The following is a 21,543-nucleotide window of genomic DNA, read 5'->3' on the forward strand; positions in this document are numbered from 1 at the left end:
TTGAGTTAAATGTCACAATGTCTGAAATGAAAGAATGAACCCGATGATGAACATGCGCAGCATACTGAGAAGTTCACTTTCTATCACGCCACTGGTTTGCGAGTTATTGGTAATGGGATTGCTTTTTAAATCATGGATTGCCTGGCTGGCTCTGATTATTGTGTACCTCACGTCTACACAGCCCGTTTCATCGTTTTTGATCCGAAGCCTTGAGCGTTATCCTGTATTTGAACCTGCCGCACATACGACATCGGATGCTCAGGCGATCGTTATTCTCGGTGGTGGGTTACCCAGGCCAAGCCCGGAGACGCAGGGATTTCGTCCCTCAACGTTCACTCTGGAACGTTTGCGATACGGTGCCTGGTTGCAAAAGCAGACCGATTTACCAGTCTTGGTCAGTGGCGGTGGTTTTCGACCGGAAGCGGAGATCATGGCTCACAGCCTGAATGAGGAATTTGGCATTCCTGTCACTTGGCAGGAAGATCAGAGTATCAACACCTGGGAAAATGCTCTTTACTCTCGGGAAGTGCTGCCAGAAACAATCACCCGTGTGATAGTAGTGACCCATGGCTGGCATATGCCAAGGGCGGTTTACAGTTATGAGCAGGCAGGGTTTGATGTGATTCCCGCGCCGGGCATGCTGACCGAAAAAGCCGACAGCGGCTTCAAACTTCGCCGGTGGATACCCAGTGCGAGGCATCTAATGGACAGTGAGAAAGCGGTGCGGGAATATATTGGGTATTGTTGGTATCGGCTGGCTTACTGAGAAGCCAGCCCGGAAACCAGGCCGAATACCAGTCATAGGTAGAATCAGTTTGGCTTGATCTTGTCGTAGGTTTTATAGAGCACAGCTTCTTCTTTGGCGATACGCTTACTCAGGGCTGTCAGAATGTTTTTGCAATCGGACTGGAAGTTAGCAGCAGTGTTTTCACCCGACTCGTAAAGACTGAAAAAGGCCATCACATCGGTGGAGATTTTATCCATATCCAGCGCGTAATCGGTCAGGGTTGACCTTAGGCTGTCATCCTTTTCCGCCGCTTCCCGCAGAACAGGGTATAAATGTTGGTCTTCTTTATTTAGATGCGCCAGAAGCAGTTTTTTTGCGGAAAATAGAAGGTCTTTTGCCTGCGGGTTTTCTACCCCGATCGCACTGGCTTGAACCAGTAAGTCACTGATTTGTAAATGCTCATTCTTGAATTCTTGAATTAATTGAGACATGGCGGTTCACTCCTTGAACGTGTTGAATCAATACCAAGCTTAGCTGGAAAAATCTTGGTGCTTCATTTGTTTCTATCGGCGGTGAGGTGGTAAATTCAGCACTTTCCATAGAAAGTACTTTCCTCCGATGTCCACTCACTGCCTGATTCTTCCCGCCAGCCACCCGGATATACAGAAAACACTGGAGTCACTGGCACAGCAGTTGTGTATTGATTTTCATCCCGATAACGCCCCTATACCTGACGGTGTGATTGTGGTTTCTGAACATTCTGGTGCCCTGTCTGTTGCTCGTTCAGGCAATAAAGACAAGCCCATACTGGTGGATTTTGTCGGCGGTAAGGCGGGGCATCGACGCAAGTTTGGTGGTGGCAAAGGCCAGGATATCGCCAAAGTCGTCGGACTGAATAAGGGGGCTACCCCTTCTGTTCTGGACGCTACGGGCGGGCTGGGACGGGATGGGTTTGTGCTAGCAACGTTGGGTTGCAACGTCACTCTATTGGAGCGCTCTCCCATTGTGGCGGCGCTGCTTGAAGATGGTTTACGTCGAGGGCTGGCAGATAATGAGATCAGTGATATTGCGAAAAGAATGTCACTGATGAAACACAATGCCATTGACTGGATGACGTCAACGGATCAGCGATACGATGTTGTCTATCTGGATCCAATGTTTCCCCATCGGGAAAAATCCGCACTGGTCAAAAAAGAGATGCGCTTATTTCAGGATCTTCTTGGCGAGGATCTGGACGCGGACGAATTGTTGCAGCCCGCACTGGCAATTGCTCGCTATCGCGTTGTAGTGAAAAGGCCAAAGTTGGCTCCGGATTTGAATGGCCAAGTACCGACTTATCGCCTCGAAGGTAAATCCTGTCGCCATGATATTTATGCATTGAAAGCCTTCGGATCTGAATGACAGTTGATAAGTAAAAAAGCCCTTTACTTAAACTTAACTTTAAGTATTAGACTGAGTTTATTGCTTTATAACAAGGATAAATAAACTCAGGAGGCTACAAATGATTCATTTAGAACACGTTAACCTGGTGGTCAGTCATCTGGAAAAATCTCTGGAATTTTATCAGGCCGCTTTCCCCCATTGGCGAATACGGGGTGGTGGAGAAGGTGAATGGTATGGCAGGCCAAGAAAGTGGGTTCATCTGGGCGATGACTACCAATATATTGCGATAAGCGACCATGGTCAGGGAAAATCCCGTGACCTCAAGGGAACCCAGCCAGGTCTGGCCCATTTTGCCTATGTGACGGACAATATTGATCGTTTAGTGAAGAGAATGCAGGATGCCGGTTTTGAAGCGACTGACAGTGGTGGCGATGAGGAACATCGAAAAAACCGCTACTTTTTGGATCCGGATGGTATTGAAGTGGAGTTTGTTGAGTACCTGACTGACGATACCAATCAGCGCAATGTCTATTCTTGATAGGATGAATAACGTGGTTTTGAATAACAAAGGACGCCAATGCGTCCTTTGTTAATTTTTTTACTTCTTAATGTTTCTGTAGGGAACATCAATAATCGCAGGCTTTCCTGTAATTGGGTTTTCACCACTCCAGAATTCGATGCTGTTAAAAATAACAACATCGGATAAACCTGCAATAGGGTATACAACCAACCACGCTGGAACATAAATGGCAGCACGGCCATATTTGTTATCAGTTAGCTTAAGGTTTAAGTCAGTGACCTTTTGGGAAACGCCCATGGAACCCATGCAGCCGGATAATTGAGCTGCAATAATCACTGCAGATACAGCTTTAATTACATTCTTGATCATGCAATAGACAACGCTGATATATTAAAAAGTCAGAGGATTATAGGTTTAAGAAATCCTGACACAATATCGTAATTACTGTGCCTGGTATTTGTAATTACACGTCTATTTGTTTGTATTTAATCGTATCAAATCAGTGTTTATTCTCTAGGGCTTTTTTTCTGTTCAAATGCTCGTTTGAGCTTTGTTCACTTTAATCCTCGTTCCCACGGTGCTGAGGCTGTCGCGATAGATTATTGAAAGCAGGTGTCGTAGGTCGGTAACCCAAAGGGTTGCCGACAATTAGCACCTACAGCCCTGAGAGATGTCGGCAATTCTTACAGAATTACCGACCTTGTATCTACAGGATTCGCGAAAACCTCAAAGCATGGGAGCGAGGTTTCTGGCGTTTTCCGACAACTTCTTGTGCGGGAATAACGAGGGTAAACACTTAAATGTTTTTACCCTTGGCTCGCTACTGTCTCGCTACTATTGCTCACACCGTGGCGGCTGGTCTGATCAATGCTGTGACGTATTTCCGTCGTCAGCAGCATATGCGCCTGATTAGCCACCTTCTGAACATTGTCGTCGAATACCAGTTTGTTGGTTTGAGTAATGTTCAGAACACCATGAAGCTGCAACTGAGTAATAAAACTTCTGAACAGTGCCTTATCGAAGAATTCTGGCGCATTTAAACCATGAATAATTGACAGGCGCTGAGCCAGCACACCGCTTTGGTGTTCCAAAGCTTCTGCTTCGATATTACCACTGCCATTTCTGAGCAGAAGGCTAATCACCATGTAGAAGCGTTCCAGCGTCTGCATAATAGCGCGGGACATGACATTCAGCATGATGTACTCGGAGGAGGCTGGATCTGGCTGATGATAATAGCGTTCTCCATTGTCTTCAGTGCAGGTAATCAGGCCTTCATCCACCATGCAATCCAACCACTGTTGTACAACCGCTTCGATCTCCTCCTCAGTCCACTGCAGATAAAGCTCCGCTTTCAGATATGGGTAGAGAATACGACAGATGCGCAATAAGTCTTTGCCAGCGATATCCGCATGGTTAACAAAGAAGCAGCTGATCAGTGATGGAATCGCAAACATGTGCAGCACGTTGTTGCGATAGTAGGTCATGGAAATGGCGGTTTTCTCATCCATACTGATGATATCGCCAAGGGCATCCGTTTGACGGGTGACCAGCTGCAGTTTTTCCACATAGTGAACCATGCTGCGGGCATCAAGCTCTGTCATTGTCGTTTTATCACTGTACGGAACCATGGACAGAAGACGTGTATATGCATCCAGCTGTCGGATCAGTTCTTCTTCACCCAGTGCATGCCGAGGTGAAGACAACAGTGCCGTGGCAACCAGGTTTACGGGATTGATGACTGCCGCCGAGTTGATCTTGCTGGCAATCAGATCACCAAGGTTGCCGGTGGCTTTGATCAGCCATTCTGGCTTCTCTTCTGGCAATGAACTGTCTCGCCAGTGCGGCGCTTGCTGATCAAGGAAGCTGTTCAGATCAATGGCTTCACCAAAGGTGATCCAGGCTTTACCGAATTCATTTCTGAGAGCCGCGAGGGTTCTCACGATATCAAAAGGCGACTCTTTCTTTTTGGCTTCGCCACGAAGCTCTCCCAGATAACTGGCCATTTCAAGCAGCTTTTCATAACCGATGTAAACGGGAACAAAAGCCAGTGGCTTACGGTTATCTCGCAGATAACTTCTTACGGTGATGGACAGCATGCCGGTTTTAGGCGTCAGTGTTCGTCCGGTTCTGGAGCGGCCACCTTCAATAAAGTACTCCGTTGCAAAGCCTTTGCTGGTCAGGGTGTACATGTACTCATGAAACACAGTGCTGTACAGCGGATTGCCACGGAAGGTACGACGCATAAAGAACGCACCGCACTTACGAAGAATGGTTCCCACCACTGGCATATTCAGATTGATGCCAGCAGCGATATGCGGCGGTGGTAAACCTTCGTAGAACAGCACGTAGGAGAGCAGCAGATAGTCAATGTGGCTGCGATGACACGGCACATAAACAACCGTATGGGTTTGAGCCAGTTTTTTCAGAGGCTCAACATGGCTGACTTTGACGCCGCTATAGAGTTTGTTCCAGAACCAGGTCAGCAGAATATCCAGAAAACGGATCGCAGGCATGGAGAAATCGGAAGCAATTTCGTTCGCGTATTTACGCGCCTTAGACTCTGCTTCAACCAGGGTGATTTCCTGGGCAGCGGCTTCAGCGGCAATTGCTTTTTTAATTTTCGGTGTGCCGATCAGCGTATTCACCAGCTGCCTGCGGTGAGACAGATCAGGCCCCAGAACTGACGCTTTTTTCTGGCGGAAGTGAACCCGGAGAATACGGTTTACTTTGCGAACACTGCGGGACACGTTGTCACTGTCGCCTACAATTTCTTGCAGAGACAGGGCTGGGCTGAAGTAAACCATAGTTTGACGACCATGAAGCAGCGTCGCCAAAAATTTGCGAAAACGCCCGCCAAGGCTGAAGTTCCAGTCAAACAGCAATTTAAAGGCAGACTGTTCTTTCTCAGGAGAGCGTCCCCAGAGAATCGTTACCGGTACCAGTTGTATGTCATCCTGCTGAGACTCGACCTGGCTAACCAGGTTTTCCAGTAGCTCTGGTGGCTCCGGCCGTTCTCGCTGGAGAATCAAGCCTTCGTGCTGGCTAAGAAAGAAGTGGGATTTCTTTTCCGGATGATTGGCGTCAATGGCATGATAAGGACGCGGCAGGCCAGCTTTAATACAGGCGCTTTCCAGAACCAATAGGTCTGTCAGCGATCGCTGATGCATAACGTAGACGACAGGTTTCCCAGGTTTCAGACCCAGGGCTTCGGTACTGTTATTCTCAACGGTAGGGCGAACCCACGTGGATAACAGTTTTCTCAGGCTATGAAAGACATAGCGATTCAGGGTAATAGGCTTCAGCATGGAATTGGCTCTTGGCCTGCATCCGTCAAATAAAAGGAGATAAAAACGATCAGAAGGCAAGTGGATTGCCAGTGATCTCTGGCTTGAGAGGCTTAGCCTCTACTCAAGTTTGTAGTGATTTAATAGGGTATTTTAGCGTGATTACCTATTGTTACGCAAAGATAACCACAGGTTTTAATCCTGTGAAAAGGGTCTAATACCAATTCTGTTTTTAAATTATGGGCTGCGCAGCCATTTTAGGCGACTGGATCTGCGTTGAAGCTCCTCGCCATAGCTACTACCCGAGGGCATAAAGGCTATGACTCGTCGCTTCGCCTTTATGCCCTGTGGGTATTGCCCAGTCGTCAAAAATAACTTGCTCACTCCACAATTTAAAAACGACATTGGTATCAAATCAATGAAACCCAATATGGAAGATCAGATTAGCTGGCATTCGGCCATTTGATCAGGCTGTCTTGTCCACTTTCATCCAGTTGCCACCATTCATCCATATCTGCACCTTCCTGCCATGGGCCGGAGTTGCAGCGTACACGACACTGGGTAAATTGATTTAGACTTCTGGCGCATTGGGTGTCATCTTCCCAGGGGGTGCCGCTGCTTTTGAACCAGATACTGGTCCAGGCTTTGCCAACGGCATTGGCCACAATCATGACTGGGATTGTGTTGCCTTGGTAGGTAACTTCCAGATCATGAACCACCTTGCCGCTGTTTAGGGTGGCAAGGTGCTCGAAGGTGTTTTCAAGCCATTGTTGAATGGATTCCATCGAGAGGCCTTTGGCGTAAATCTCAATGTCATCCACTTCAGTTTGATGGGAAGCAGACATCGTAAAACATCATTTGTTGGTTAGTAAGCGGAAAGTACCTGGTTAGTTGAAAGCATTTATAGCTGGTTTTCGGGTTGTGCGCTATACACGGCGCAACGGAGGGAGCATAGCAACGCTATGTAACCAAAGTTGCAACACAGTAGAGCGCATGACCAGAGAACCAGAAGAAATGATTTCAGCTGAGCAGGTGCTTCAGTATACCCGTATATATTTTATGAAGGGTATCCAGATCTTCCGCTTTAACACATTCGTTCACTTTGTGAATTGTGGCGTTCACCGGGCCAAGCTCCACAACCTGGGCACCTGTGGGCGCAATGAAGCGACCATCAGAGGTACCGCCAGAAGTGGAAAGTTCGGTTTCAGTGCCTGTGATTTCACGAATAATCTCCCGGGCGGCGTTAACCAGCGCGCCCGGATGCGTCAGGAATGGCTGACCGCTGAGGTGCCACTCAATATCGTATTCCAGCTGATGGCCATCAAGAATGCCAAGCACGCGCTTTTGGATATCATCCGCAGTCAGCTCCGAAGAGAAGCGGAAGTTGAAGTTCACCTGGCACTCACCGGGAATCACGTTACTGGCACCGGTGCCTGCGTGAATTTGCCAAATCTGAAAGCTGGTCGGTGGAAAGTATTCATTACCTTCATCCCAAACCTCGCCAGTCAGGTCAGCAATGGCCAGCGCCACTTCATGCACCGGGTTTCTGGCCAGATGTGGATAAGCCACATGACCTTGAATGCCTTTGATGGTCAGATGACCATGTAGAGAGCCGCGTCGGCCATTTTTGACCACATCACCCACAGTATTGGTGCTGGAAGGCTCACCCACAAGACACCAGTCTATTTTTTCATTGCGTGCTTCCAGATGCTCAATGACTTTCACAGTGCCATTTTTTGCCGGGCCTTCTTCATCGCTGGTGATGAGAAAGGCAATGGAGCCTTCATGATCCGGGTGGGCAGAAAGAAACTCTTCGCAGGCTGTGACCATTGCAGCGAGGCTACCTTTCATGTCAGCAGCGCCACGGCCATGGAGCATGCCGTCAATGATGGCCGGTTTGAAAGGCGGATTGTCCCATTTCTCTTCTGGTCCGGTAGGTACGACATCGGTATGACCGGCAAAGGCGAGAACGGGGGCTGTATCGCCTTTGCGCAGCCAGATGTTATCCACTTCACCAAAGCGCAGTCTTTCTACTTTAAAGCCAAGGGGCTCGAGGCGGCTGATCATTAACTCCTGACAACCTTTATCATCAGGGGTAACCGATGCACGGCTCATCAAATCTATGGCCAGCTCAAGCGTCTTTGATAACATTCACTATTCCTGTAAGTCGTCGCTGTTTTTGTTGGATTCAAATTTATCGGATTAGTTCACTGCTTCAGGCTCAACCAGTGCACTATTTCGTCAGAAAAAGGTTTTTCAACCGGTGACTGCAGGACGGAAAAGGTATCCTGTAATCGTTGTCGGGTAAACTCCGAAAAGTTCAGGGTGCCTTCTTCGGTGAGGTAAATCAGATTATCGATAATAGCCTTCGCAAGTGAATCACCGCAAAGATCATGAACCGTGTTTCTGAAACTGGCGTGACCGTCAAAGCGCTCTTTCTGCTGATAAAGATCGCTCAACGTGGCAATCGGGATCATGGATAACCAGGGTTGAATCATGGTGTTGGCAGCATGACCACTGCACCATTCACTGATTTGCCAGGGTCGCCCGGTGAAGGTGTAAATGCGCAGGCGATTTTTTAGCCAGTCAGGGTCGTTTACCGGATAGTTGTCCCAGAGAAAAGGCTTTCGGCGGAAGTCATCTGCGATTTGTTGCAGCCCCGGCTGGTCATAACCCAACGAAATGACGTGGTCACCGGTCCAGAAAAGGTCAAACCGGGGATCCATAAATTTTCCAAGGTCTGACAGGTAGTTTTCCGGCATCGGGCCATAAACTCGCTGCAACAGTGGATCGTTTGAGTAATAAGTGCCGCAAACAATAAACTGCTGAGCCGTGCTGACACTGGCAATATAGTCAGCAATGTCTGCCTGCACCATGGCAAGGTTGCCCACATCATTGGTGAAATCATCAAAGAGAATACAGAGGATATCCGGCTTCAGTTCGTTGATTGTGGATATCTTTTCTTTCAGCTGCTTGCGGTTGTCATCGTCCAGTTCACGAACATTGAACGGTGTGAAGCCCATGCCAAAGCGAATCCCCTTTGTTTGAAACGCCGAGGCCAGCTTTTTCAATTCATCAAATTCAGCATCAGGCCAGGGCTGCTGCCATTGCTCCCGAAGATAGGGATCATTCTTAGGCGCATAGATAAAGAAATCCATACCACGGTTGGCACAGAAATTTGCATACGCCTGTCGAGAATTCCAATTCCACAGGTTTTCTTTATCGTACAGCCCTTCAATGACGCCGTAGGTGAATGCCATCAGCTGTTGTCCTTAAATAATCAGGAAGTCATATATTCGCAGAGGTCTTGAATTTTGCAACTACCATGCGATGGTGCATTTTTTATGAAATGCATATTTGACTATATGATTCTCCATGGGAATTTAAAACAACATACTTGCTTTGAGGAGTCATAACTTACCTTTTGCGTAAACCATACTGGACATGAAAATCTTTAAAAGTTGGTTCATCAAAGTATGTGTCACCTTTTTTGTTGAAAGGTGCTGCAGGTCTGACCTCTACGTAATTTTGCTCGTTACTAACCCCTTTAATGCAATAGCGGGTTTCATAGTCTCCAAAAGTGACACATCGTCTGTGTAAGTCGGGTTGTAAAATACCTACTTTATAAGCATACACCTTTGTTTTGAAACCACCCGATTGCCGAAGAGAGTATACTTTCCGTTTCCCTAAAGACTTGCAGTCAGGAATCTTTTCAGATGTCGGATATTGAGTCATGCATGGGAATAAGGAAAAGCCTTCAAAGTGCTCAGGCCGAAAATTATAATGAGCTTTAGCTGCCATGCTTGGATGGTATAGTTCCAAATTGGCAATAACCTTATCATCCCGAATCAGGTAATAATGATGGGGGTGACCAAGATTATCTTTATGATTTTGGGTTTTATAGATCACTCCCGTATTATGACAATAACCATTTTCGATGGCGGTCCTGAACTTGGAGAGGTCTTCTTTCGTGAATATTTTTGATGTTTCAGTCAGGTCAATCACTGTTGTTTTTGATTTGAGTTCGATCTCCAGAATGCCACATTGTCCCTTGTTATGGGCATAATCAATGTATTCGTAAGTACCTACTCTTCTGTCCGTTGCATTTATCCCTTTGCCATTAAACTGATTGGCGGGTGTCTTGTAGTCACTATCGTAAAGCGGCGCACCTAAACCCAGCTTAAATTCAGTGATTCTTCCAGCTTCATTTAATCGTCCAGGGATGAGGTCACATCGACCAAACCGGTATAGAGTGAGGGGATCACTCGATGTTGTTTTATTGTTCTTCATCCAAACTTGGATCGCATGTTCCAGCTTGTATTTATATTCTGTAAACAGTTCAACAACATATTCAGGTTCTACTTGTTGTGCTCTTTCACGCTCAAGAACCTTGCTGATATTGCCAGGCTTGGAATAATTCCGAACGTCAAATCGCTGCGAAATAAATTGTCTTTGATCGACAGCGTTCAGTTCCATGAGTTTACATTTTTTAAATAGTCGACATTCTGCCTCTAAAACAGAGTGGATATAATCAAGCTGTGATGGGTTTATGCGTGAATACTGTAGCATTCCGCTCAATGTTATCAGGGATGAAGGCTGTTGAAGGCGGTTTCCCATTGATGTTGTCATTGAACTTTCAGGCGTATTCTTGAGCTTGTACTCCAGTCGATAGTCGTAACTTAGTAAAATAGTTAGCACCGACTCTGCGTTAATATGATGACTGTTCAAAGGGGACAATATGTCAGAGATTTTAGGCATATTGGGGTAGTCGCAGGCAGAAAAGCGCTCAGTAACAAATGCTCTTCGGCTGGCTTCATCCAGGTCTCCCAAATGCTTATTATTAAAGAGCCTGCATTGTTCGTTTAAAACACTGTGAACGATCTCTATCTGATCATGAGAGAAGGTAGAGTGTTGCAACATATTGCATAGTGTCACGATAGAAGGTGTCGCTTCGAAATTTACCGGATGTTCATTGTTCTGTATTGCAGAGGACGTTGTAGGTTGCTCATCTGCAAGGTGGGGCTGGGTGCTGGTGGAAAGCTCTTCATCCATAAGTTCCGACATAGCGCTATTGAGTGCATCACCAGAGAGCTCCTCGGCAGCTTGTTGTATCCGCAAATCCTCCTGCTCAGTGTGAGTTATCATGTCCTCAATGGCTCGGGTATCTGGACTCGGTCCTTCAGGTTCGTTCAACTGCTCAGCCTCAATAACAATGCTGTCAGCAAATAACTCTGTGTCTTCCAGTATCGTCTCTGCAGCTGTGGAAAATTCATCCTCCAAGGCTTCTTTAAACTTAAGAGAGAGTGCACCATTATTTTTGTGAGCGACTTCTCTAAAGATGATACTTTCACCTCTGGTCGGTTTCATCGTTTGAAATGATAAATGAGATGTGGGCTCTACTTTTTTTGGATTGGTAAACGTACCGGAATTATTAGTTTCTTTCCTGACTGAACGGTATTGGGTATTGTGAAGTTGAGCTTGATCTGGTATTGGGGTGACATTATTGACATCCATGATATTCTTCTCCGTCGCATTTGGGTTTACTCTTTAGACCAAAAAATGATACGAACGTTCAAATATCAATCGATTTTTGTTGCTTTTTTTTTAACCGATTGTTTTTGTTGGAAAAAATGAATAAAGAAAAACGCACCCAGATTTTCAGCAGGCTCCGTGATGCTGATCCAAATCCAACCACAGAGTTAAACTACACCTCACCCTTTGAGCTGTTGGTGGCGGTTATTCTGTCTGCCCAGGCAACCGATGTTGGAGTGAACAAGGCGACGGATAAGCTCTACCCGGCAGCCAATACACCAGAGGCTATTCTGGCGTTGGGAGTCGATGGGTTGAAAGAATACATAAAGACGATCGGTTTGTTTAACGCTAAGGCGGAGAACGTCATCAAGACTTGCCGTATCCTGATAGAAAAACACAACAGTATCGTTCCGGACAGTCGTGAAGACCTTGAGGCCTTGCCGGGTGTAGGAAGAAAAACGGCAAACGTCGTTTTAAATACTGCGTTTAAACAACCAACCATGGCGGTGGATACCCATATTTTCAGGGTTTCCAACCGGACCGGCATTGCGCCTGGCAAAGATGTACTGGAAGTTGAAAAGCGTTTGGTGAGACTTATTCCAAAAGAGTTTTTGATGGATGCTCATCACTGGCTGATCTTGCATGGCCGATATGTATGTAAAGCCAGAAAGCCCCAGTGCGGCAGTTGTATCATTGAAGACCTATGTGAGTACAAACAGAAAACGTCCTGATGGCTTTGATTCTGTTTATCACTTCATATAAGTACCCAACCATATGAAATCATATTTTCTGACTCATTGATCAGCCCCTCTGACTGCGTTGCAACTCTGGTCACATAGCTCGCTATGCTCCCGCCGTTGCGCCTTGCAGAGAACCTGATCAACAAGCCAGAAATATTCGATTCCATATGGACGGGTACTTAACGAGTTCAAAACGGTAGGACAAATATTGTAAATAATGGCATTCTTACAATGATAGAAAGATAACAAGTCAGGGCAATGATTAGCCCCAAGATAACAGAGATTATCTAACAGCAGGTAAGCGACATGAGTACAACAATAGAATTCGCACCCATGCCAGATGCCACTGGCCATTTTGGTGAGTATGGTGGCTCCATGGTTCCCCCGGCGCTTGAAAGAGCCATTGCTGACGTGACAGCAGCTTACGAAACTATTCGTCAGGACCCCGCTTTCCGCAAAGAATTGCATACGTTATACAAGCACTACGTAGGCAGGCCCAGCCCGATTTTTTATGCCAAACGACTATCAGATGCTATCGGTGGCGCGAAAATCTACCTCAAGAGGGAAGATTTGAATCACACCGGCGCCCATAAAATCAATCACGCCATTGGTGAAGCACTGCTGGCAAAATACCTGGGCAAGAAAAAGGTGGTTGCAGAGACCGGTGCGGGTCAGCACGGTGTCGCCATGGCAACTGCCTGTGCCCTGGTGGGGATTGAGTGTGAAATCCACATGGGTCAGGTTGATATCGAAAAAGAAGCGCCCAATGTCACACGTATGAAAATACTGGGCTGTAAAGTGGTGCCTGTGACCTTTGGTACCCGAACGCTGAAAGATGCGGTAGACAGTGCTTTTGAAGCCTATCTTGCTGATCCGGAAACTCAACTGTATGCCATTGGCTCAGTGGTTGGCCCACACCCATTCCCCATGATGGTTCGTGATTTTCAACAGATTATCGGTGAAGAAGCCCGTGATCAGTTTCAGGAGATGGAAGGCAAGCTGCCAGAATATTTGATGGCCTGCGTCGGCGGTGGCAGTAATGCCATTGGTTTGTTTACCGCATTTTTAAACGATAACGATGTAAAGATTATCGGCGTAGAGCCAGCCGGTAAAGGGCTGGACACTCCAGAACATGCAGCAACCATGACGTTGGGTAAACCGGGTGCGATCCATGGTTTCAAATGCTATGTGTTGCAGGATGAAGCCGGAGAGCCTTTACCGGTTCACTCTATTGCTTCCGGTCTTGATTATCCGGGTGTTGGCCCTCAGCACAGTTACTTGAAAGACATTGGTCGTGTGGAGTATCAGAGCGCAACGGATCAGGAGTGTCTGGATGCATTTATGGCGTTGTCTCGTAAAGAAGGCATTATTCCGGCGTTGGAAAGCGCTCATGCGGTTGCGTATGCAATGAAATTGGCAGGAGACCTGCCCTCTGACCAGAGTATTCTGGTTAACCTTAGTGGGCGCGGTGATAAAGATCTCGATTTTGTTGTTGAGAAGTTGGGGCTTTAATCTGTACTGATAACACCGGAGGTCTTTGTAGGCATCAGGTGAAGCTTTTATGATGGAACTTATGCTGCTCTGCTGATATAAAGTTTAAAGGCTGTCTCAATTATGGGAGTTTCCTGAATAATGCGAGTTCTAATTACTGGCGGAACTGGATTTGTTGGCAGTCAATTAGTTAACCACCTTCTGGATGGTGGCCATCAGGTGATGGTGCTTAGTCGGCAGCCAGCATCTACTATTCGATCCAAACTGTCTAACCGGGTGCAGTCAGTCTCGTCCATTTCTGCGGTGAATCCTTCTACCTACTTCGATGCCGTTATTAACCTTGCTGGTGAGGGGATAATGGATAAACGCTGGACCCCAGCCCGTAAAAAAGCACTGGAAGACAGTCGTATAGGTTTAACGACAGAGCTTGTGGATCTTATTGATCAGATGGAAAACAAGCCGGATTGCTTTATCAGTGCCTCAGCGGTGGGGTATTACGGCGTGAATATCAGCTCTGAACCATTAGACGAGTCTGCAGGTCGCGGGCAGGATTATGCCGCCAAGCTCTGTGAAAACTGGGAACGTGCCGCCAAGCGAGTTGAGCGTTTTGGCGTCCGAACCTGTATCGTTCGCATTGGTGTGGTGTTGCATCCGGACGGAGGTGCACTTAAAAAGATGCTACCGCCATTCCGGCTTGGGCTGGGTGGCGCCATTGGTGATGGCAAACAGGTGATGCCATGGATTCACCGACAGGATCTGGTGGATGCACTGCTGTTTTTGATCTCAGAAGACAGTGCCAGTGGCATCTTTAACGGTGTTGCCCCCGAGGTATTGACGAACAAACAGTTGACTCAGGCTTTGGGAAAAGCGCTGAGGCGGCCAACCTTTTTTACGGTGCCAGGCTGTGCTTTAAAGTTGGCGCTTGGTGAAGCGGCTCAGTTATTAACAGAAGGGCAGGCCGTACAATCCAAGCGTTTGCAGGAAGCTGGTTTTACGTTTAGTTATCGCAATATTACTCAAGCCCTGTCATCTCTGTTGTAACCTTGGATTACTCAGGTTTGAGATGAATGAAAAGTACTATACCCGTCGCCTTTCAAGTTGCTACTTTGTTGGCTACGTTTGCTTACCCCGATCACCTACTATTTGTAGGCTCACGGGCTTCGCTCACTTGCCGCCGCGTAGCAACTTGAAATCCTTTGGGTATATTCATTATAAAAATGAAAATTAAGATATGAATTTGTAATACAATCGTGGACAGAATAAAACGATCTCAAGGCTGAGGATCATGACCCAGGCTCTGTCCATTAAAAATCTTAAGAAAATATACGACGGCGGTTTTACCGCTCTCAAAGGCATTGATCTCAATGTCTCCAGCGGTGACTTCTTTGCCCTGCTGGGCCCGAACGGTGCTGGCAAGTCCACCACTATTGGCATTATCTCTTCACTGGTTCGTAAGACATCGGGCTCAGTTTCTGTGTTTGAGCATGATATTGACCATGATCTGGTGAAAGCCAAGCGATCTCTTGGTGTGGTTCCCCAGGAATTTAATTTTAACCTGTTCGAGAAAGTGGAAGATATTCTGTACACACAGGCCGGCTACTATGGCCTTTCTACTCGACAGGCTCGTCCAAGGATTGATTATTACCTGAAGCAACTTGGCCTCTGGGATAAACGACACAGTCAATCCAGAATGCTCTCCGGTGGTATGAAACGACGGCTGATGATTGCCCGGGCGCTGGTGCATGAACCGGAGTTGTTGATTCTCGATGAACCCACTGCGGGTGTGGATATCGAATTGAGAAGAAGTCTCTGGGAGTTTATTAAAGAGATAAATGATCAGGGCACGACCATCATCCTGACCACACATTACCTGGAAGAAGCAGAACAACTTTGTCGGAATATTGCCATCATCGATCAGGGCGACATTGTTGAAAACACCAGCATGAAAGAACTGCTGAGTTTGCTGCAAAAAGAGAGCTTTGTTCTGGATTTGAGTAAGCCAATGGAAGCGCTACCGACCTTTTCCGGCTATCAAGTGCGCCAATTAGATCCGATGAGCTTGGAAGTGGAAGTGGATAAAAATCGCGGAGTAAATGATCTGTTTCGTCAGCTCAGCGAGTATCAAATAGAAGTCGCCAGTATGAGAAATAAAAGTAATCGACTTGAGGAACTCTTCGTCAACATGACCAATGGTGGTTTGGCAAATAGTGAGGAAAGGGCGTCAGGGCAGGAGGCTGCAGTATGAAATCCTACCGTGAAAAACGACAGTGGCGCACAGAGTATTATTATAATTGGGTCGCTTTTGTCACTATATTTGTCAAAGAAGTCCGTCGATTTATGAGGATCTGGCCGCAGACGCTGCTGCCCTCAGCCATCTCCATGGTGCTTTATTTTTTGATTTTTGGTGCAGTGATTGGTTCCAGAATCGGTACCATGAGCGGTTTCAATTATATGACCTATGTATTGCCGGGGTTGGTAATGATGTCTGTCATTACCAATAGTTTTGCCAATGTTGCATCGTCGTTTTTTAGTAATAAATTCCAGCGCAGCATTGAAGAGTTGCTGATTTCGCCGGTGCCGGACTGGATTATCCTGGCGGGTTATGTGCTTGGCGGTGTTGCCCGGGGCGTGATCACCGGTGCGATAGTGATGACCCTCGGGTTGTTTTTTGTCGATATCCAGTTATACGATTTGACTGTTACGATTCTTGCGCTGGTGATGACGGCAAGCCTCTTTTCACTGGGCGGATTTATCAATGGCGTCTATGCTAAAAAGTTCGATGATGTATCCATCATTCCGACATTCGTCCTGACGCCTCTAACGTATCTGGGCGGTGTATTTTACTCTATCGAGATACTTCCGGCGTTCTGGCAGAAAGCATCCATGCTGAACCCGATTTTGTACCAGGTGAATACCTTTCGCTATGGACTTCTGGGTGAAGCCGGTGGCATTGATACCGGTTTTGCTTTTGCTGTGATGCTACTGGCCATTGTTGCACTGGGTGTGTTCAGTTTGCACCTGCTGAAAAGTGGCCGGGGGCTGAGAAGTTGATTGCTTAGGAAATTGCTTGTTTTATAAGTAGCTCGTTCCATAAGAAGTTGAATTATGTCTGATGCTCTGCACGCTTCGCCGCTGGGTAAAAACAGTGGCTACAAATCCGAATACGATCCGACGATTCTGTATCCTATTGAGCGCAGGGAGAAGCGCGAAGAGCTGGGCATTTCTGGAGATATCCTGCCTTTTTTTGGTCGTGATCTCTGGTATGCCTATGAGCTCTCGTGGCTGAGTGCTTCCGGCAAGCCGATGGTGCGGGTTGCCCGGTTTGAAATTCCCTGCGATTCCGCCTGTGTGATTGAATCCAAGTCGTTCAAACTCTATCTGAACTCATTCAATGAAACCCGGTTCGACAGTGAACACGATGTTGAAAAAGCCCTGATCTGTGATCTTTCCAACACGGCTCAGGCGCAGGTTTCAGTAATGCTGATGACGATAGAAGCATTCGAAGACCGCGGTGTTGATAGCACTCCCGGAGTGAATATTGATGACCTGGATATTGCCATCGATTGCTATCAATACAACCCGGATTTACTGGCTGGAAGTGTTCCCAATGATGGGGAAATGATCAACGAAACCCTGAATACCCACCTGCTGAAATCCAACTGCCCGGTAACGGATCAGCCCGACTGGGGCACGTTGGTGATCAGTTATCGTGGGCAAGCCATTGATCGTGAAGCGTTGCTGAAATACATCTGTTCCTTTCGCAACCATCAAGAGTTTCATGAACAATGTGCCGAGCGGGTGTTTGTGGATTTGCAGAAACACTACAAGCTGGATGTCTTGACGGTTTATGCCCAATACCTGCGACGGGGAGGGTTGGACATAAACCCCTGGCGCAGCACGTTGGATGTGAATCCGGAAGCGCTTCGGTTTGTTCGGCAGTAACTTCTATCTATTATTACGTACATGTAGTGCTGATTCAGTGATGGAGCAGAGTGTTTCTTGCTCTGCTCATATTTCTCCTTGGTTAGACAGGGAATACCTCATCATCGCTATCACCAGTGTCCCTTATAAAACTTGTTGACGGTATATCTCTACGATTTTGGTGTTTGCTGGAATGTAATTCATTTGTTAACACCGACGCAATATTTGCATGATTTCTTCCTGATTTACCATCTGCTGGCTGGTTTGTGATCACTACTGCTGAGCCATGATTACTTTGTTGCAATAATTTATTTCTTTTTGGTTTAGCAGGAGGTTGCTTAACACTATTGGGCTGCTCAGTCTTTTGGGTCGTAAAATTATGAACATTTCCGGAAGATAATATTGGCTCCTCCTGACCTGTCCGGTCTATATTTCCGGTTTGTGAAAAATGTATAGGAAAACAAGGAGCAGAAACCGGAGATGAGTGAACGTTTGTAGCAGTAACTATAGATGTTTCCGGAAAGCTCTTATCTATTCTGGGCAGGGGGTTGCTTGCTACTGGTATTAATGGATGGCGCGTATGCCTTGCTAAAGGAGAGCTAGTGCTATCTTTTGTAGCTCTACAGGGCCTGTCAGGTGTTATTACTCTATTTTGCTCATATTGTGACATTGAGCCAGTGCGGCTACGTTCATCTCGCTCTATATAGGAATCGGAGGGATTTGCAGTCATTGGTGCTGGCATCTCATATCTATCCCCTGATGGTACGATGGCTCTGTTGCCTCTGTTGCCTCCACGTTTAAAATGACTTTCCTGAGAGGGTGTTATATTCATTGGAACAGAGCTTAGTTGAAGTTGCTCCGATTCAGATTTCAAAGGAAAATATTGTTGGAGTTGCCCACTAAGAGCTATTACTGTTCTAAAAGCGTCATATGTTTTTTTCTCATTTTCTAACAGAAATTTCTCGAATTTAGTTAATGAGGTTAACTTTTTTATTGTTGATGCTTTGTCTGTTAGTCCTACCTGATGAATTATTATATCGCAAAGCTCTCTGCATATGGTTGATTCTGAGATACCTTTTTTACCTTTATTGAGCGACAAGGTGGAGGTCGTCTTTTTTGCTTCAATGCCATGCTTTAAATCGGTGAAATATTTACTCACTTCATCGTGCCAGAGTTGAGTTTCATTAGAGCTGTTTTGTGCCTGGTTAGTGGATGTTTTTGTGGGAGAAGATGAGTGTTCTATGACTCTCCTTAAAAGAACATTAATCTCTTTCTTTTCTTCGGGGGGAAGTTCTTTGCTGTATATCGCCAGATTTTCCGCCAGAAAAACACAGGTTACGTAATATGTACTTTGACTTGAACTGTATTTAACAGAAGTGGGTCGGCTCCCGACTGATTGATCTGGTTTTTTATGTAAACCGTAAGAGTCAGACGAAGTTCGGCTTAATGAAGAAGAGTTATCCATGACTTGATTATGAAAGTAATTAGGTGATTTAGCATAGTAGATTTTTCAATCGACAGAGATATTGTTTTCTATTATCTTATTCGCTATGAGCTTTTTTTATAAAAGTAAAATGTGCTATCTCATAAATTGCATATTAGAGTGAAATTAGCTGCTATTTTGACTATCTAAATTCAGTTTTTAAGGTGGTAAGGCTCACTATGGAAGTGAAATTTGGAAGTGGATCAGACTCGGCATACTTTGATAGCTATGTTACAAACTCAGAAGTGAATCTCAGTAAAAGCACGAACCCATTTTGTCAAAATGGGTCTGCTCCTGAAACACCGAAAAAAAACGCTTTTTTCGGTCATGATGTAAGCATAGTGTCTGATAGCGGTGAATTTTCACACGTCTTTAGTCTTATTACACAGATTGGAGCGCTTGCTTCTGATATGCCCGAACATAAACAGAGAGCCATTGCAGTGCTGATGGGAGGAGAACTCCCCCCCCTTAATAATTGAAACTCTCAGGGGTAACCCCAAAAAAGAAACAGTGGAAGAAGTAGATGTTAAAAATCAAGATATTCCTTATCAACTAATATGCTGGCATGACGAAATTACTTTATTAATGGAAAGCGTTTTTCCCAGGAAAACAAAAAAACAATCTTTTAAGTCATTATTGGGAAGCGATGATGTTTATGGGAAAAATCTGCTTCAAAGCATCAGCAGTGAACTTGAGATACAAAGAAAGCCAGATAAGTCCAAAGAGTTAAAACAGGAGTTTGAAAAACAAATGGGATCTGACTCACATAGGCTACTCAAAGCAATCAAGCTTACTGGAATAGAGGCGTATGATGCTTTTTTGGCAGTGCTGGGGCAGGCTGGCATGTCATCACTGAGAGGTGATGTCGAAAGAGTACTCAATAGACAAATACCTGTCAGCTCAAGCCGATTTTTGTTGCAAACACCATTTTTGGAAAGGAGAAGTCCTGCCAGTTCCAGGCTTGATTGTCTAGTTACAACAGCTTCATCGGAAACCAGTTTTGGCATGTTTACAAGAGGGGGGCTGCGCTCCTCCTATCAAGGCTCTGCCGCAAGCAGACTGAAGCTATCGGCTCATCAGACCAGCGTTGGGAATCGAGAGCATAGAAGTGGAGGTGTACTTTTTGCTTCATCAAGCAAGCTTTCAGGAGTGTCAGAAGATGGCTCCGCAGAGAAAGGCGACTCAATGAGCACAGCTTTTAATGTGTTCGATGAACCTACTCCGGCTACTGATGATAAGGGTGGCAAAACGCCTGAGGGCTGGGCTGCATTTGATGATGATGACCAGAAGTCAAATGAACCTTCCTCTGGAGATTCTGGGTAATAAGGGCTACCCCACATGAACGAATAATCCTCTTCTTTATCATCCGGGTCTAAGTTTGGATATTTATATTCTAATAATGATTGTTGATAAGAATGCGTGGATGGATACTGCTGACCGGAAGGTCTTTGGTCAGCCCTGACGTTCGTGTAATTAGAGATGGTTGAAGCACGGCTAGAACGCCGCTCTGGTATTAGTGGCTTAAGTTTATTAGTGGGCAAAGTACCACTGAGTGACACGGGGCGCGACTCACTGCTTTGACATTGAGTGCCACTTGTTTGCCTCCTGCTGTCAAAGGCCCAGTGTCGAGTCATTTCTTCAGGTTTATTTCTTCGAGGTTCTTCGGCAATGGAAAAAGGGCGCTGTGGCTGTAGATATGCATTGTGATTGCTTCTATGAGGAAGTAGATCGGTGCTGGCTGTATTTTCACCAAGCCTTGGCGTGCCATAGAGCATAGGCGTCCTTAGGGGAGAGGCATTCGGTTTCTTACCATCGTCATCCCCGCGAAGGCGGGGATCCATTGTTCGTGGTGGATTCCCTCCTGCGTGGGAATGACGGGTGGCTGGTAAATTCTGTTTTGCTTCTCCCCTTAGTTGGTGCCTTCTGCTGCTCCCTGAAGGTGTGCGCCTGATGGTTGCAAAGTTTGACTCGCTTTCCTTGGGTTTAAAATCCTCAAGAGTAACTTCAACATTCTTTGTTTCATCGAGTGGGGGGCTGGGAAGGGAATAACCTGATGAATGAGGCTGGGTATCTTGATTAAGAGCGTCTGTATGCTGTATGCCCATTGCCTTTTCAAAGGCTGTGACAACCTCATCACCACCATGACTCTTTATTGCTTTGGCTAGGTTTTCAAGCTTTTGTTTGCTAGTGCCCGCTTTGTAATATTTATGGATGGATTTATAGGTGTCATCAGGCAGGTGGTTTTTCATTTCCTTACATAGGTGTGAAACGTGGCTGGATTGGTGTCGTGTAAAGGGGTTTCTTAGAAGACGATGTCGCCAACTGGTTTTGATGTCCTTCTTATCCTGTGTGTCTTTATACTGTTCGATAAGTGCGTCAAGCCGTTCATGCCAGCAAGGCGGGTTTGGTATGAATTCTTTGATTGGTTGCTCGTGTTCTGTTTTATTCTTGGGCGCTATATA

At 46.1% G+C, this 21,543-nt stretch carries 19 protein-coding genes; 11 read left to right on the top strand and 8 right to left on the bottom strand.

The window, feature by feature from the left end:
* Window positions 1-52: 52 nt before the first annotated feature.
* Entirely contained in the window at window positions 53-766 is a 714-nt protein-coding gene (locus tag Q1B11_RS00820) for a YdcF family protein (protein ID WP_299725883.1), read from the top strand.
* Between the two features lie 44 nt (window positions 767-810).
* Here Q1B11_RS00820 and Q1B11_RS00825 read toward each other — a convergent pair whose 3' ends face one another.
* Window positions 811-1,218 carry a hemerythrin domain-containing protein gene (locus Q1B11_RS00825; RefSeq protein ID WP_299725886.1) on the bottom strand — a complete coding sequence of 136 codons (408 nt, stop codon included), beginning with the start codon at window positions 1,216-1,218 and terminating at the stop codon, window positions 811-813.
* A gap of 127 nt (window positions 1,219-1,345) precedes the next feature.
* On the opposite strand from Q1B11_RS00825, the gene Q1B11_RS00830 reads away from it, so the two are divergent.
* Entirely contained in the window at window positions 1,346-2,128 is a 783-nt protein-coding gene (locus tag Q1B11_RS00830) for a class I SAM-dependent methyltransferase (protein ID WP_299725889.1), read from the top strand.
* Between the two features lie 100 nt (window positions 2,129-2,228).
* On the top strand, window positions 2,229-2,648 hold the full coding sequence (locus tag Q1B11_RS00835) for a VOC family protein (RefSeq protein ID WP_366139423.1): 420 nt from the start codon (window positions 2,229-2,231) through the stop codon (window positions 2,646-2,648).
* A 60-nt stretch (window positions 2,649-2,708) separates the two neighbouring features.
* On the opposite strand, the gene Q1B11_RS00840 is transcribed toward Q1B11_RS00835, so the two are convergent.
* From Q1B11_RS00840 to Q1B11_RS00865, 6 genes are all read right to left on the bottom strand, one after another.
* Window positions 2,709-2,999, bottom strand: a complete 291-nt coding sequence (locus Q1B11_RS00840) for a DUF3332 family protein (RefSeq protein ID WP_067517215.1) — start codon at window positions 2,997-2,999, stop codon at window positions 2,709-2,711.
* A gap of 437 nt (window positions 3,000-3,436) precedes the next feature.
* The gene (gene plsB / locus Q1B11_RS00845; protein WP_299725902.1) at window positions 3,437-5,935 is read right to left on the bottom strand and encodes a glycerol-3-phosphate 1-O-acyltransferase PlsB; all 2,499 of its coding nucleotides are present in this window, start codon (window positions 5,933-5,935) and stop codon (window positions 3,437-3,439) included.
* A 422-nt stretch (window positions 5,936-6,357) separates the two neighbouring features.
* The gene (locus Q1B11_RS00850) at window positions 6,358-6,759 is read right to left on the bottom strand and encodes a hypothetical protein (RefSeq protein ID WP_299725905.1); all 402 of its coding nucleotides are present in this window, start codon (window positions 6,757-6,759) and stop codon (window positions 6,358-6,360) included.
* Between the two features lie 175 nt (window positions 6,760-6,934).
* Complete coding sequence (gene dapE / locus Q1B11_RS00855; protein ID WP_299725908.1) at window positions 6,935-8,065, bottom strand: succinyl-diaminopimelate desuccinylase; 1,131 nt, start codon at window positions 8,063-8,065, stop codon at window positions 6,935-6,937.
* A gap of 56 nt (window positions 8,066-8,121) precedes the next feature.
* Window positions 8,122-9,174, bottom strand: a complete 1,053-nt coding sequence (locus Q1B11_RS00860) for a beta-N-acetylglucosaminidase domain-containing protein (RefSeq protein ID WP_299725912.1) — start codon at window positions 9,172-9,174, stop codon at window positions 8,122-8,124.
* 157 nt (window positions 9,175-9,331) lie between these two features.
* Entirely contained in the window at window positions 9,332-11,428 is a 2,097-nt protein-coding gene (locus tag Q1B11_RS00865) for a hypothetical protein (RefSeq protein WP_299725915.1), read from the bottom strand.
* 116 nt (window positions 11,429-11,544) lie between these two features.
* On the opposite strand from Q1B11_RS00865, the gene nth reads away from it, so the two are divergent.
* The 6 genes from nth (at window position 11,545) to queF (ending at window position 17,619) form a co-directional block, all read left to right on the top strand.
* Complete coding sequence (nth, locus tag Q1B11_RS00870; protein WP_299725918.1) at window positions 11,545-12,177, top strand: endonuclease III; 633 nt, start codon at window positions 11,545-11,547, stop codon at window positions 12,175-12,177.
* Between the two features lie 315 nt (window positions 12,178-12,492).
* On the top strand, window positions 12,493-13,698 hold the full coding sequence (trpB, locus tag Q1B11_RS00875) for a tryptophan synthase subunit beta (RefSeq protein ID WP_299725921.1): 1,206 nt from the start codon (window positions 12,493-12,495) through the stop codon (window positions 13,696-13,698).
* 120 nt (window positions 13,699-13,818) lie between these two features.
* Complete coding sequence (locus Q1B11_RS00880) at window positions 13,819-14,718, top strand: TIGR01777 family oxidoreductase (RefSeq protein ID WP_299725924.1); 900 nt, start codon at window positions 13,819-13,821, stop codon at window positions 14,716-14,718.
* A 244-nt stretch (window positions 14,719-14,962) separates the two neighbouring features.
* Window positions 14,963-15,922 carry an ABC transporter ATP-binding protein gene (locus Q1B11_RS00885; RefSeq protein WP_299725927.1) on the top strand — a complete coding sequence of 320 codons (960 nt, stop codon included), beginning with the start codon at window positions 14,963-14,965 and terminating at the stop codon, window positions 15,920-15,922.
* Window positions 15,919-16,728: an ABC transporter permease gene (locus Q1B11_RS00890; protein ID WP_299725930.1), complete on the top strand. Its 810-nt coding sequence runs from the start codon at window positions 15,919-15,921 to the stop codon at window positions 16,726-16,728. Before Q1B11_RS00885 ends, Q1B11_RS00890 begins: the two co-directional genes overlap by 4 nt.
* Before the next feature lie 54 nt (window positions 16,729-16,782).
* The gene (gene queF / locus Q1B11_RS00895) at window positions 16,783-17,619 is read left to right on the top strand and encodes an NADPH-dependent 7-cyano-7-deazaguanine reductase QueF (protein ID WP_299725933.1); all 837 of its coding nucleotides are present in this window, start codon (window positions 16,783-16,785) and stop codon (window positions 17,617-17,619) included.
* 82 nt (window positions 17,620-17,701) lie between these two features.
* On the opposite strand, the gene Q1B11_RS00900 is transcribed toward queF, so the two are convergent.
* Window positions 17,702-19,063 (bottom strand): hypothetical protein, encoded by a 1,362-nt coding sequence (locus Q1B11_RS00900; RefSeq protein ID WP_299725936.1) that lies wholly within the window; start codon window positions 19,061-19,063, stop codon window positions 17,702-17,704.
* Window positions 19,064-19,260: 197 nt separating this feature from the next.
* Between Q1B11_RS00900 and Q1B11_RS00905 the strand changes: the two genes are divergently transcribed.
* Together Q1B11_RS00905 and Q1B11_RS00910 are read left to right on the top strand one after the other, a co-directional pair.
* Window positions 19,261-19,560: a hypothetical protein gene (locus Q1B11_RS00905; RefSeq protein WP_299725940.1), complete on the top strand. Its 300-nt coding sequence runs from the start codon at window positions 19,261-19,263 to the stop codon at window positions 19,558-19,560.
* A gap of 31 nt (window positions 19,561-19,591) precedes the next feature.
* Window positions 19,592-20,404: a hypothetical protein gene (locus Q1B11_RS00910; RefSeq protein WP_299725943.1), complete on the top strand. Its 813-nt coding sequence runs from the start codon at window positions 19,592-19,594 to the stop codon at window positions 20,402-20,404.
* Window positions 20,405-21,543: the final 1,139 nt, after the last annotated feature.

The sequence above is a fragment of the uncultured Endozoicomonas sp. genome (assembly GCF_947495845.1).
Classification (GTDB): Bacteria; Pseudomonadota; Gammaproteobacteria; order Pseudomonadales; family Endozoicomonadaceae; genus Endozoicomonas.

Coding starts and splice junctions, on each gene's coding strand:
- Q1B11_RS00820 (WP_299725883.1), top strand. CDS start 53: ATGCGCAGCATACTGAGAAGTTCACTTTCTATCACGCCACTGGTTTGC.
- Q1B11_RS00825 (WP_299725886.1), bottom strand. CDS start 1,218: ATGTCTCAATTAATTCAAGAATTCAAGAATGAGCATTTACAAATCAGT.
- Q1B11_RS00830 (WP_299725889.1), top strand. CDS start 1,346: ATGTCCACTCACTGCCTGATTCTTCCCGCCAGCCACCCGGATATACAG.
- Q1B11_RS00835 (WP_366139423.1), top strand. CDS start 2,229: ATGATTCATTTAGAACACGTTAACCTGGTGGTCAGTCATCTGGAAAAA.
- Q1B11_RS00840 (WP_067517215.1), bottom strand. CDS start 2,999: ATGATCAAGAATGTAATTAAAGCTGTATCTGCAGTGATTATTGCAGCT.
- plsB (WP_299725902.1), bottom strand. CDS start 5,935: ATGCTGAAGCCTATTACCCTGAATCGCTATGTCTTTCATAGCCTGAGA.
- Q1B11_RS00850 (WP_299725905.1), bottom strand. CDS start 6,759: ATGTCTGCTTCCCATCAAACTGAAGTGGATGACATTGAGATTTACGCC.
- dapE (WP_299725908.1), bottom strand. CDS start 8,065: ATGTTATCAAAGACGCTTGAGCTGGCCATAGATTTGATGAGCCGTGCA.
- Q1B11_RS00860 (WP_299725912.1), bottom strand. CDS start 9,174: ATGGCATTCACCTACGGCGTCATTGAAGGGCTGTACGATAAAGAAAAC.
- Q1B11_RS00865 (WP_299725915.1), bottom strand. CDS start 11,428: ATGGATGTCAATAATGTCACCCCAATACCAGATCAAGCTCAACTTCAC.
- nth (WP_299725918.1), top strand. CDS start 11,545: ATGAATAAAGAAAAACGCACCCAGATTTTCAGCAGGCTCCGTGATGCT.
- trpB (WP_299725921.1), top strand. CDS start 12,493: ATGAGTACAACAATAGAATTCGCACCCATGCCAGATGCCACTGGCCAT.
- Q1B11_RS00880 (WP_299725924.1), top strand. CDS start 13,819: ATGCGAGTTCTAATTACTGGCGGAACTGGATTTGTTGGCAGTCAATTA.
- Q1B11_RS00885 (WP_299725927.1), top strand. CDS start 14,963: ATGACCCAGGCTCTGTCCATTAAAAATCTTAAGAAAATATACGACGGC.
- Q1B11_RS00890 (WP_299725930.1), top strand. CDS start 15,919: ATGAAATCCTACCGTGAAAAACGACAGTGGCGCACAGAGTATTATTAT.
- queF (WP_299725933.1), top strand. CDS start 16,783: ATGTCTGATGCTCTGCACGCTTCGCCGCTGGGTAAAAACAGTGGCTAC.
- Q1B11_RS00900 (WP_299725936.1), bottom strand. CDS start 19,063: ATGGATAACTCTTCTTCATTAAGCCGAACTTCGTCTGACTCTTACGGT.
- Q1B11_RS00905 (WP_299725940.1), top strand. CDS start 19,261: ATGGAAGTGAAATTTGGAAGTGGATCAGACTCGGCATACTTTGATAGC.